Origin of the sequence: Agrobacterium sp. CNPSo 2736 (assembly GCF_004005385.1) — a bacterium.
GTDB lineage: Bacteria > Pseudomonadota > Alphaproteobacteria > Rhizobiales > Rhizobiaceae > Agrobacterium > Agrobacterium leguminum.
This window is the reverse complement of the sequence record NZ_RZTX01000019.1, coordinates 90,980-103,141: the sequence shown is the minus strand read 5'-3', so window position 1 is coordinate 103,141 and position 12,162 is coordinate 90,980. Positions and strand designations below refer to the sequence as shown.

Annotated in this window: 13 protein-coding genes and 1 tRNA gene; 11 read left to right on the top strand and 3 right to left on the bottom strand. The window is 55.4% G+C overall.

Features of this window, described 5'->3' with window-relative positions; all coding sequences use genetic code 11:
- On the bottom strand, nt 1-204 hold a 204-nt coding region (locus tag EM858_RS23670), incomplete at its 3' end, for a helix-turn-helix domain-containing protein (RefSeq protein ID WP_164865502.1).
- A 382-nt stretch (nt 205-586) separates the two neighbouring features.
- Between EM858_RS23670 and EM858_RS23665 the strand changes: the two genes are divergently transcribed.
- On the top strand, nt 587-1,483 hold the full coding sequence (locus EM858_RS23665; protein WP_127758166.1) for a DMT family transporter: 897 nt from the start codon (nt 587-589) through the stop codon (nt 1,481-1,483).
- 21 nt (nt 1,484-1,504) lie between these two features.
- Here the strand turns inward: EM858_RS23665 and EM858_RS23660 are convergent, their stop codons facing one another.
- Both EM858_RS23660 and rocF read right to left on the bottom strand, forming a co-directional pair.
- Complete coding sequence (locus EM858_RS23660; RefSeq protein ID WP_080819874.1) at nt 1,505-2,560, bottom strand: ornithine cyclodeaminase; 1,056 nt, start codon at nt 2,558-2,560, stop codon at nt 1,505-1,507.
- A 13-nt stretch (nt 2,561-2,573) separates the two neighbouring features.
- Nucleotides 2,574-3,494, bottom strand: coding sequence for an arginase (rocF, locus tag EM858_RS23655; RefSeq protein ID WP_035264543.1), 921 nt, complete (start codon nt 3,492-3,494; stop codon nt 2,574-2,576).
- 129 nt (nt 3,495-3,623) lie between these two features.
- Here rocF and EM858_RS23650 point away from each other — a divergent pair, with 129 nt between their 5' ends.
- From EM858_RS23650 to EM858_RS23605, 10 genes are all read left to right on the top strand, one after another.
- Nucleotides 3,624-4,061: an Lrp/AsnC family transcriptional regulator gene (locus tag EM858_RS23650; RefSeq protein WP_003508428.1), complete on the top strand. Its 438-nt coding sequence runs from the start codon at nt 3,624-3,626 to the stop codon at nt 4,059-4,061.
- A 123-nt stretch (nt 4,062-4,184) separates the two neighbouring features.
- A tRNA-Gln gene (locus EM858_RS23645) sits at nt 4,185-4,258 on the top strand.
- A gap of 186 nt (nt 4,259-4,444) precedes the next feature.
- Nucleotides 4,445-5,692, top strand: a complete 1,248-nt coding sequence (locus EM858_RS23640) for an SH3 domain-containing protein (RefSeq protein ID WP_127758165.1) — start codon at nt 4,445-4,447, stop codon at nt 5,690-5,692.
- An 878-nt stretch (nt 5,693-6,570) separates the two neighbouring features.
- Nucleotides 6,571-7,092, top strand: a complete 522-nt coding sequence (locus EM858_RS23635; protein ID WP_127758164.1) for a hypothetical protein — start codon at nt 6,571-6,573, stop codon at nt 7,090-7,092.
- Between the two features lie 785 nt (nt 7,093-7,877).
- Complete coding sequence (locus tag EM858_RS23630; protein WP_127758163.1) at nt 7,878-8,351, top strand: hypothetical protein; 474 nt, start codon at nt 7,878-7,880, stop codon at nt 8,349-8,351.
- Nucleotides 8,344-8,943: a hypothetical protein gene (locus tag EM858_RS23625; RefSeq protein ID WP_127758162.1), complete on the top strand. Its 600-nt coding sequence runs from the start codon at nt 8,344-8,346 to the stop codon at nt 8,941-8,943. Before EM858_RS23630 ends, EM858_RS23625 begins: the two co-directional genes overlap by 8 nt.
- Before the next feature lie 44 nt (nt 8,944-8,987).
- Entirely contained in the window at nt 8,988-9,293 is a 306-nt protein-coding gene (locus EM858_RS23620; protein ID WP_112752330.1) for a hypothetical protein, read from the top strand.
- A gap of 333 nt (nt 9,294-9,626) precedes the next feature.
- Nucleotides 9,627-9,989: a MarR family winged helix-turn-helix transcriptional regulator gene (locus tag EM858_RS23615; protein WP_127758161.1), complete on the top strand. Its 363-nt coding sequence runs from the start codon at nt 9,627-9,629 to the stop codon at nt 9,987-9,989.
- A gap of 121 nt (nt 9,990-10,110) precedes the next feature.
- Nucleotides 10,111-10,734 carry a recombinase family protein gene (locus tag EM858_RS23610; RefSeq protein ID WP_127758160.1) on the top strand — a complete coding sequence of 208 codons (624 nt, stop codon included), beginning with the start codon at nt 10,111-10,113 and terminating at the stop codon, nt 10,732-10,734.
- A gap of 72 nt (nt 10,735-10,806) precedes the next feature.
- Nucleotides 10,807-11,820, top strand: a complete 1,014-nt coding sequence (locus tag EM858_RS23605; protein ID WP_127758159.1) for a hypothetical protein — start codon at nt 10,807-10,809, stop codon at nt 11,818-11,820.
- Nucleotides 11,821-12,162: the final 342 nt, after the last annotated feature.

The following is a 12,162-nucleotide window of genomic DNA, read 5'->3' as shown; positions in this document are numbered from 1 at the left end:
GGATGTTCGCCGAGGGCTCGAATGCGGACGGCGGGAGCGATCCAGCAAGGCGTCTCCCGCCTGCGCCCGCCGCAGCCAGACATAACCCGTCTGCCGACTGATGCCGAAACGCTTGCACAAAGCCGAAATAGTGGCCCCTTCCAGCAACGCAAGCATCACAAATTCTCGTCGCTGATCCACGACAGACAACTCCCGCCAAGCCATCCCGACCTCCTCTGCCACAAAGGCAAAGTTGTCAGGGATGTCTCCGAACATCTGTCAACTATGTATCAGGGCTGCACACTTGTACCGAGGATCTGAACACGTCGAATACAACCAAGCAGGTAGCAGATCCTCGGGACAGGCCCGAGGATGACGTCGGCGCAATTGGCTTGAATTAAAGACTTGCGCCTTTTCGAGAAATCTAAACCAGACAGTAGCGCAGGCTAAGCCGGCACCGCCTGCCAAAAACGCAGCTTCCGCACTTGCATGGCAGCTATTCGGAAAATAAGGTTGTCTGACAAGGTACGGCCGTAACATATGGCTGTTACCCACCTCAATCACCCCGAATACTCTTTGCCGACGGCAGTCGGATAGCGGTTTTTTCATGCCATCACCCAGGACCGGCTTTCTTTATGCGCTTGTCGCTTTCACGATCTTTGCGGCGCAGGATGGCATATCGAAACATCTGGGCAGCGCCTATCCGCCGGTTTTTATCGCCATGCTGCGATACTGGGCCTTTGCCGTCTTCGTTCTTTTGATGGCCGCAAGGTCGGCGGGCGGCATTCGGGGCGCCGTCATGGCCAACCGTCCCTGGCTGCAGATCGGCCGCGGTGTGCTTCTCGCGGTACAGATCGTCATTTCGATCTTCTCCTTCGCCGTCGTCGGGCTGGCGCACAGCCATTCCATCCTTGCCTCCGCACCGCTGATCGTTGCGGCGCTTTCCATGCCTTTGCTGGGAGAACATGTGGGCTGGCGGCGCTGGAGCGCCATTTTTGTGGGCTTCATCGGCGTTCTCGTCATCCTCAAGCCGGAGGGCGACGGTTTCGACAACCGGCTGATAATCACCTTCGTGGCCACCTTCATGCTGGCGCTCTACAGCGTCCTGACCCGCCTCGGCAGCAAAAGCGATTCGGCGATGACAAGCTTTTTCTACACCGGCGTGGCCGGTGCGGCGGCCCTGACGCTGGTCGGTCCATTTTATTGGGTCAGCATCGAGCCGCAGGATTGGGGCTGGATGCTGGCGCTGTGCATTACCGGCATGAGCGGCCATTATTGCCTGATAAAGGCGTTCGAACTGGCGGATGCAGCCTCCGTGCAGCCCTTTTCCTATTACCAGCTGGTGCTCGTCTCCATCATCGGCGTCACCGTCTATGGCGAAGTGGTGACGTCCAACATGGTCATCGGTGCAGCAATCGTCATTGCCGCCGGCCTATTCACGATCTGGCGGGAGCATGTGGTTGCCCGCAAGAGCCGCCAAACGGCAAATAAGGAAACGGAATAGGCAGCCAGCGCTGGAAATGCCCTAGACGAGCGCCGCCTCACACCGCAGCAGCATCCCGAACAGATCACGCGGCTCATCCGGATCGGCCAGCAGATCAAGCTCCGTATAAAGCCCGGTGGATGGCAGTTTCGAGCGCACGTAACGCAGCGCCGAAAAATCTTCCGTCGCGAAACCGACGCTGTCGAACAGCGTGATCTGCCGCTCGCTTGCCCGCCCCTGCTTTTCACCGGTTATGACCTGCCAAAGCTCGGTGACGGGATAATCCGCCGGCAATTGCTGGATTTCGCCTTCAATGCGCGTCTGTGGCGGATATTCGACGAAAATATCGGATCGAAGCAGAATATCGCGGTGCAACTCCGTCTTGCCGGGGCAATCGCCGCCAACGGCATTGATGTGAATGCCGGGCCCGACCATGTTGTCGGTCAGGATCGTCGCATATTGTTTGTCGGCGGTGACGGTGGTGATGATATCCGCCCCTTCGACCGCTTCCTGTGCGCTCTCACAGATCTTGATGGCAAAACCCTGCCCGGCGAGATTGCGGGCGCATTTTTCGCTGGCGGACGGGTCGATATCGAATAGCCGCAGCGTGTCTATGCCAAGAATCGCCTTGAAGGCGCGCGCCTGGAATTCGCTCTGGGCGCCATTGCCGATGATGGCCATGGAGCGGGAATTCCTGCGGGCGAGATATTTTGCGGCGACGGCGGAGGTAGCGGCGGTGCGCAGCGCCGTCAGGATGGTCATCTCGGTCAGAAGCAGCGGATAGCCGTTGCCGACATCGGAAAGCACGCCGAAAGCCGTCACCGTCTGGCGGCCTTCCTTCATGTTCTTCGGATGGCCGTTGACATATTTGAAGCCGTAAAGCGTGCCATCGCTGGTCGGCATCAGTTCAATGACGCCTTCCTTCGAATGCGAGGCGATGCGCGGCGTCTTGTCGAAGCTTTCCCAGCGGCGAAAATCCTCTTCCACCGCATCGGCAAGCTCACGCAGGAACGTGTCGATGCCCACGCGCAGCACAAGTTTCATCATGTGATCGACGCTGACGAACGGCACGATATTGAGGTTCGGTATCACGGTCATCGCATCACCCCTTTCAGCCGGCCCGTGTCGGGCGGTCCATGACCCGCTTGCCCATCAGGCTGGCGGCGAGATCCACCATCAGCGTCGCGGTTCTGCCGCGCTCGTCGAGAAACGGGTTGAGCTCCACCAGATCGAGGCTGCAGACCAGCCCGCTATCATGCAGCATTTCCATGACCAGATGCGCCTCGCGGAACGTAGCACCTCCCGGAACCGTGGTGCCGACGGCCGGCGCGATGGACGGCTCGAGAAAATCGACATCGAGACTGACATGCAAAAGCCCGTTTGCCGCCTGAACCCGCGCCAGAAACGCCCGCAGCAGAACGGCGACACCATGCTCGTCTATCGAGCGCATGTCGTGCACGGTGATGCCGCTCTTTTCCAGTGCGGCCCTCTCGGCCGGATCCACGCTGCGGATGCCGATCATGCCGATATTGTCTTCCGGAACCGCATGGGAAAGCGGCGGGAAATAACCGGCAAAACCCTCTCGCCCACTGAAATAGGCGACCGGCGTGCCGTGCAGATTGCCGCTGCGCGTCGTCTCAAGCGTATGATAATCGGTATGGGCATCGAGCCAGAGCACAAAAAACGGCCGGCCGGTCTCAGCCACCCGGCGCGCCATGCCGGCAACCGTCCCAGCGGAAATCGCATGGTCGCCGCCGAGAAAGATCGGCACGGCATCCGCGCTTTCACGATAGGCAGCCTCCGTCAGCGCCTCGGTCCAGGCCACGGTTTCGGAGAGATGGTGCACGGCGGGATTGGGATGGTTAAATTCGCGGAAGGTCGCCGGCGTCACATTGCCGGTATCGACAACGCGATGCCCCAGCTCTTCGAGGGCATGCGCAAGCCCCGCGACGCGATAGGCGCTCGGCCCCATTTCGCATCCCAATTGCCCGGCCCCGATCTGCAGCGGCGCACCGATCAACCTGATTTCCATTCCCGTCCTCGCTTTCCTGCCAACAAGCCCAGTTCAACACAGTGATCTGGCGAAATGAACATCAAATATTGGCAATATTATCGAAATAAGCTATCGATCTGGTAAAATTGATTTATCGAATTGGTCATCATGGATAATCTCGACGAACGGCTCATCACCCTTTTGCGACACAATGGCAGGCGAAGCATTTCCGATCTCGCAATCGAGACGGAAACCTCGCGCGCCACGGTGCGCTCACGGATCGAAAGAATGGAGAATGACGGCACGATCATCGGTTACACCGTCATTTTGCGCGCCGACGCGGTTGAGGCGGCGATCCGCGGCATCATGATGATCGAGATCGAAGGCCATGTGACGGACCGCGTCATCCGCACCCTTGGCGGTTTTCCGGAAATATCGGAAATCCACAGCACCAACGGCCGCTGGGATCTTATCGTGGAACTCAACGCTGCCACGCTCAGCGATTTCGACGCGGTGCTCCGCCGCATCCGCCTGGTGCCCGGCATCACCGGCAGCGAGACCAGCCTTTTGCTCTCCACCCCACGCTCCACCCGGGCACGGCTCTGAACCGGGGAGCAAAACGCAAAACAGGGATAAAACGCATTTTTCGATTTTTTCGACTTGCGCCCCGGAATAAATCATCTATATGACGACCCACCAAAGCGAACGCGCCACGCGCTTTCAAGCTTTTGGGGAATAGTTCAATGGTAGAACAGCGGACTCTGACTCCGTCGATCTTGGTTCGAATCCAGGTTCCCCAGCCAACCTTTTTTCAGAAAGAAAAAACAGCGACTTAGGCATAGCCGCGTACCTCAGGATGTACCGCGTTATGTACCTCAGCCTTTAGGTCTCCACTTAAAGGTCGAATCGCCATGCTTACACTCTTCACCATCTGCCCTTGAAATGGCTGGTAGTGGTGAATTTTCTCGAACCCAGCGATATCCAAACTCATGAATTTTGGTTTCGCCACTAGCTCAACAGGCACGGTTGAATATACTGAGCGGGGTATCTTGAGGGTAGTGCAGCACATGAAAACGGCGCCTTGTTTCGCGGTAACTTTTGCGTTCGTTTGTTTCTTGATGAGCAACCCCGCCTCAGCTCTCACATTTTCTGTCGAGCCTGTGGACGCTGGTAAATCTATCATCCTTGTATCGGGGGTGCTCGAGCCTTCCGAGAATTTCGGCCAGTTTTTGCAGTTAGCTAAAAGCGTTGGCGACAAAGCCGCGATAGTCAGCTTCAATTCTCCCGGAGGAAACCCGTCTAAAGCGATGGAACTTGGCCGCCTCATCCGAACCCTTGGCCTGCCCACATTTCAATCGCGGGGCCTTGAGTGCGCTTCCGCGTGCGCTCTGGCATTCATGGGCGGCGTAGTAAGGGCGGCAGAAACTGGATCGATAGGCGTACATAAGTCATCATTCTCGGACGCTGCCGCCATTTCGGTCGATGACGCAGTGTCATACATCCAGCATCAAACAGCCGAGACCATAAGCTATTTGTCTGAGATGGGAGTCGATCCAGCTCTGCTGCAATTGTCTCTTCGGTACGAAAAAGACGATATGCGCTATCTTTCGAAGAGCGAAATGGCTCAGTACCGCGTCACGAACTTGGATTTGGGCAGCGGAACGCCTTCAGACCAAAAGTTGGCGGCGGCCGATAAAGGCGACACGCGGGAAAGCAAGGCGCTGCCTAGCTTTAGGATCGCTGACGACGATGCACGTTTCCAAATCCCCTTGGCTAGAAGCGGTTTTGTGCGCGTTCCTAAAGGTAAAGAGTTCCTGAGGGCAGGAGAGGATCAATCCTCGGAAAAGCTTCTTGGATTGCAGAACCGGGACCGCGTAGAGATTCTGTCGGTTGGTGAGCGTTGGTACAAAGTGAGGACGAAGGGCAAAGAAGGTTATCTGCACCACAATTGGGTTAAGGTGGATCAATTTTTGACCCAGCCCTTTGAGAACCGATACATCCAAATCAAGAGCTTCGATAATTACGCGGAGGCCGCCGCCTTTGTGGCTGCATCTCGCCTCCCTCTAACCGCCTATCTCGCTACGAATAAGTGGTACGCCGTTGCCCTTCAAAAGACCTTACCACCAGATCAGGCGGCGGAATTACTCAAGAAGTTGAAAGAGCAGCAGGCAGTTCCAGATGACGCATTCATGACGGTCGGGAACACGTATGTTAAGAGCGTGTGCTGCGCAGACTAAGGCAACCTCCGCAGATAGTGCAGTCGCCCACTTTATCGTCAAGGGAAAGGCCACGGCGCGCCTCGCCGTGACCCTATTTCTAACCCTCTAGCAAAGGGGCCTCACAGCTAATGGTGTGGGTGTGTGGACGGTAGCTCGCTGCGCTCTATTGTGCAAGATGCTGGTGGTAAGCCCTGCCAGAGATCGGGCCGAGTAGCCCGAGACGAGGATGAGTGTGTCGCGCTTAGGGAGGTAGTGCATCTTCGATGAACGCCTGCCGTTAGACGCCTCAGTCTTTTACTGAAAATCCAGTGAAAGGTCTTCCGCCATCTTCTCGATTTCAGCTCTAACGTTGTTGTGCCGTTTGCCAGTGATCTCCGCGATCTGGCGGTCGTCACCTTCTCCTCATCGTGAGGGAGAAAAAAACCTATCCACGCGTCACAGCGATTTTCAGAACGCTTTCAATCGCCTACCGTCAACCTACTTACATGTGAATTAAGTTATTGAAAAATAATGATTTTAATCTATTGACGGCAGAATCTCGCTGGAGTCTAAGCGTCATCGTTCTGGCCGGAACAGCGCAAATCAACTCCATTTTCGAGACGCCATCACATGAAAATCAAGCTGCCTCTAATCGGTCTTTCCATCGAAATCGTCTGCCGCCTTCCCGGTGCTTTCTACGTCTTCACTCCTAACCACGAATTCGCTTGGGGCCGGGAAGATTGGTACGAGTGGCCGTCTGGGAAATGGAGGCACTGGGTTATCGAGCGTCGAGCGCGGCCTGTTCAAGCGGTAGCGCCAATTGAGAGCGCTACGCCTCCCGCCGCTGTGTGACCACCACGGCCCTGCTCGCGACCAAGCGCGGGGCCTTCTTCCTACCATTCATGGAAACATGCACCATGTCTGAAATCCCTCTTCACATCATCGCGGGAGAGCCGCGTATTCTCGATCTTGATCTAGCCTTTGTCCTCGGCATGCGCCGCCCTATCAATATTCGAACCGGCACCATGAAGCTGCTCCGTAACGTTCTCGCAAATTGTGGCCTCATGCACAGGGACGGCGATGCATACTATCTTAATGAAGATCAGGCTCGCGCTATCTGCCATTTCTCGACAGGCCGTAGAGCTGCGATGGCTGACCGGCTGATGGTCACCATCTTTAGAAAGTATCACCACGAAACACAGCCTCAGACGAGCGTTGCGGAGGCACTGAGGCAAGGCCTTGCGCCTTTCGATGGTAGAGCCGTGGAAGGCAGAGAGGCACTCGTTGTTGATGCTTTGCGGTTGAAGCTTGGGGAGACCGCGAGGCCACGAAAATATGTGTCGAGACGCAGGAGACGTCAGACGCTTCGGCAATTACCACGCATTTACGGGAAGGACCAAAAGCAATCGGCTGTATTGAGATTCAAATACAACCTATAATTACCGCCCACTTTAGGTAGGACGAACGGAATGATACCCCAATTCTGCCCGACCAATTACCCCACCCTTAAGGAGAAGCCCGAAGGGCGGCAGACCAATGAAAGGGAGTAGAGGGGGATTGATGAAATCAGGATGACCCTACATTTCCTTCATGATGGATGATGGTGGAATGACACCCTATAACCACCTCCAATAAAACCTCAGAGACCTTTCTATATAACCTTCAGGTCTCCTTTAATATCCACGCACAGTCTCTTTAGACGCTCAATATCTGAGAGTGCGTTGATCGGCTAGTAGCTGGTCATTGTTCTCGTGGTCGTGGTGGACCTAGGCCCTCTTGTCGCTTCGTTGCTGACGGGAGGGCCTTTCTGTTTCTACCGCCCACAAAACCCAGTCTCCACGACACAATGAGAAATATTTATGCACGATAACGACCTTGACCAAGGCGGCGGCGAAGCTACGCCAACTCCCCCCGCGAGTGGTCCGCACCGCATCAACATCCGGCCCTGCAAACGTGGAATGCGGGGGCAATATTATTCTGTCTCCTTCGCTGGTGCCACGATTATTCCGGCGACCCTAAACCCAACAGGAGCGGCCTGCCGTCATCTTGCCTCTCTCGGATTGAATGGCCCGCTTGAGGTCTGGGACGGTGAGCGGCCATACCCGCGCCTCCTCATCCGTGATCTTGTGAAAGCAGCGGCGATTACCGTTGCTGAGGGAGAAGCCCACGGCCCACGCTTTGTCCGCTACCGCGAGTGGCGCGGATTCTCGCGGAGTGCTGCCTAGTGGGCGCGGGACTGGAAACACGTCACTCCCGCCCCGAGGACGTGACCTATCTAGCCCCCAGACTTCGCCCTGACGATCTTCGAGAGCTGCTTGCCGCTGGTTCCCCCAGTGCCGAGCAGGCTCTTGAGGACGGCCTTAAGCTGTCCCGTCAATGCGTTTCGGTGGTCAATGAAGAGGACAATGCAGTCGCCATGTTTGGCGTCTGTCCCTCCAATGAACCCGAACTGGGCTACATCTGGCTCCTCGGAAGCGATGAGATCAAGACAAACAAAACGAGGTTCCTCAGGCGCTCAAAGCTCTGGGTGGAAACCTTCCATGAAGAATTTCCCGTTCTCGCTAACGCTGTAGACCAGCGCAACACTGTCCACCTCCTGTGGCTTCGTTGGCTTGGCTTCAAGTTTCTGAGAACGATCAACTCGCCCGGGCCGGGAAACCTGCCCTTCTATGAGTTCGCAAGGATTAGGAATGTGTGACCCGCTATCGATGATCGGCTTCGGCATTGCGGCTGCCTCTCAGGTGGTCAATCAGCAAGCGCAAGTCGCAGCCGCCGAGCAACAGAACCAGCTCTACCGCGAGAACGCGGCAAGGGCGAACCAGAATGCCCGCGATCAGATGTTCCAAACGCAACAGCGCATGTTGCAGGAACAGGAGGCAGCAGCCGCCGAGAAGATCGACAACACCCGCGAGGCGAGGGCTGCCAAAGCAACAGCGTCAGCAGCAGCCGGTGAGGCGGGCGTAACCGGCCTGTCGGCCGATGCCCTCCTGAGGGAGTTTGACGGCCGAGCCGCTGAGGCCAACGACCGCATCGACCAGAATACCGAATGGAGCATGACGCAGCTCAACAACGAAATGAAGGGCATCCGCGCCAACACTGAGGACCGCATCAACTCGGTCCAGCGTGCCGCTAAGCCGTCCTTCTGGGACGCTGGCTTGAGGATCGCAGGGCCAGGGCTGAAATCACACAGTGATGCGGCATGGCGTCAGCGCAACGACCCAGACCTTCCCGTCTTACCTCAGTCTTCATTCAGCAAGTTCATGAGCCGTCCGCTTTGGCGTGTCGGTTGATTGCCGCCCTTTAAAATTCCACCAACAACTACGAGAAAAAGCACATGACATACCCACGTATCGTGACCACGACCGTCGATTTCCACAATGGTAAGCCAGCGCTGAAATTCCGCAGCGTCGAAGTTGACGGCATTCCATACATAGTCGCGAAAGACATATGCTCGATTTATGACCTTCCGGCTGATCTAGATGGCGATGCGCGGACAGCGCTAAAGGCACACGGCATTGAGTTCAGGGAAAACGTTATCGACAATCTTGGCGAGATTATCGGCCCCGTTGCCCTCATCACGGAAGCTGACCGAGCAAAGTTACAGGCTGCTGCTATCGAGCGTCTTCAGGGCGACAGGTAACTCTCCGCTCGTTCGGTGGTGCGGTTCCAGAGGCGTTTACGGCTCCCGTGTATGCTTACGCCATCGGGGTATAAACGCTACAAAATCGCACTACCGCTGAACGGGCCGGAGATGCGGCATACTTTGCGGGCGTTGAGCGTACCTCTCCAAACCCTCTTTCTTTCAATAAGCCGGGAATGTTTGGTGAAAAAATCTGAGACCCCAAATCAGATAGGGGGAACCCCACATTCCCCCCTCGGCCCTCGGGCTTTCACAATCAGATGAGGGACTCTTGACCGCGCCGTAAATGGTTGCATCATAACTCCAAATTCAACTGACGGGATTACGTGCCAGATGGAAATGGCTGATAAAGCAGACGCCTTCAGCGTCTTTCAATTGATTGAGACGTTCCGCGAAATACACCCTGAAATGCCGATGCAAATGGCGGCTGTCTTCCTCCTCATTGCAATGAAGCCGGGGATATCACAGGCCGAGCTTTTGCGCGTTATGGACATTAGCCAGCCGGGAATGTCTCGAAACGTCATTGCGCTGACAGCGATCAACCGGCACGGTGCTCCCGGTCTCGATCTTGTCGAACAGCAACCAGCACCGCATGATGCCCGCATAACGGTCCTTCAATTGACCGCGAAAGGGCGCGCATTCCTTGAGCGCTTGCTGGCTGTATGGCGTAGAGGAGACGTCGAGATCAGAGTTTGAGGCGGTGTCATTTAAGTACACCTCACGGGAACCAAACTTTAATTGGTTCGATAAATTCCGTTGACAACTCAAAACGAACCGACAATAAGAGAACCACTTAAAACGAACTCAGGTGGTTTTCATGCATATCCGCGCATACCTTCGAGCCAGCACCAAGGACCAAGACGCCAGCCGCGCAAAGGACGATTTGCTTCGCTTCGTCGAAGAGCGAGGGCTAAAGATCGCAGCGACCTACCTTGAGAATGAAAGTGGGGCATCGCTTAAGCGTCCTGAGCTATTCCGGCTGCTGGGAGATTGTCATCCGGGTGACGTGTTGCTGGTAGAACAGGTTGACCGTTTGAGCCGCTTGAACGCCGAGGACTGGGATAGGCTAAAGACTGAGATACGAACTCGCCGGGTTAGGGTCGTGGCGCTCGATCTGCCTACCTCGTGGATGTTGGCCGATAGCAACAAAGATGACATTCAGAGCCGTATGCTCGACGCCGTCAATGGAATGATGCTCGACATGCTCGCGGCTATTGCCCGCAAAGACTACGAAGACCGTAGGCGGCGGCAGGCTCAGGGCATCGCCAAGGCAAAAGTAGACGGCCTCTATAGAGGTAGACCGGAAGACACTGAACGCAATGCCGCGATTCGGAAGATGCTCGACAGCGGCATGAGCTGGAACAATATCGTGGCAGCTACGGGTTGTTCCCGGTCTACACTGTCTCGGCTTGCAAAAAAATCTTCACCGTCTGTTGCGTGATTTTCATCGTCGCTTTTTGATGGGGTGTATTATGTCTTTTCATCGGTACCGCATTCAGCTTCGAGGCCGTCTTTGATCACAAATGTGCCAACATCGGTTGAGTTCATCGAACGAGCGGACTCACTACTTCATCTTTCTTATTCGATTGTTTCGAAGCTCTACGACAATCAAAGCTCTGATTGGGCGTCCCACGCTGACGATGAACTATTGAGAGACTACTGGGAGAAATGTGCGCCATCTCTCGCCAATGCGTTGGCTCTGCTACAACAAGCACATGAGCTATATCTAAAAGGCAAGATTGCTGAAGTTAGCCCGTATCTCCTGCTTGCACGTGACCCACAGCAATGGCCAAAGGGAAGCATCAGCAAAGATGTAAGCTTTTCAGAGTTTCTAACAGTCGGAGCTTCTGAACTCCCAAGGCTCCATGACATGGTGTGCTCCCCTCGCTTGGACGATGAAACAAAGACATTTCTGAACAGCTTCCGCGAGCGAAGAAACATGTTTGTCCATCAGGGCCATGCCCCTACTTCTAGCGCTGCCGAGCTATTTTTTGCTGTGTTGAAAACGCACAAATGGGCCCACCCATCCATTCATTGGTTCGATGCGCGAGACTCGCATCTTTCTAATGATCACCTATCGACCCTCTTTGACACTGATCACGTCATGAGCAATCTGCACGGTGAGTTCTCCGAGCTAATGAAGGAGCTGACCCCCTCAGCGTTCAAGGACGTTCTCGGATTTAATAAGAAGGGCCGCTGGTACTTTTGCCCGCATTGTAAACTGCAAATGGGCGACTTTAGCGACAGCGCTAGAGCGACAGCGCAACTTGGTATAGACAAGAAAACACCTACCGCAAAATGCTTGGTCTGCTCAAAAGAGATACAGGTGCTACGCCGTAAGTGCCGCGATCCAAATTGCAAATCGACGGTCTATGCAGTTGCTTCGACTGAATGGGACGAACACTGCATGGAGTGCGGGGCAGACGATGATTTTGCAAACCGCGAGAAATCTGAAGGCCCAATTTTTGCTCTCGCTGACCCATTTTCTTGGACCACGAAAGCAGACGATAGTGGTTCAGAAGGGTAGTTTTACGGTTCAAACATAGATGGCAGCAACAGCTTCAAACTTGGTAGAATTGTGTTCGTAATGGCCGCTTCTCCAGCCGCACAGCGGAAAGCCGATGTCGTGAAGCGTCTAAAGGCTGCGGGGAAGACTCCCGAGCAAATAGTTGTGGAATAGGCATCATCCGTTCGAGCATATTTAGGGCGCTCCGGGCGGGATAATCATACGCCCGCTTGGCATGGGGTGATAATGTGTTTTCATCGCGCAAAGGACCTGCCCGCATTTGCCCGCAAGAATCGTAGCGAGACGTTATTGCGCAAGCTGAGCTCTTCATAAAAGGCGCCAGAAGAGCGCGGTCGATGGCGA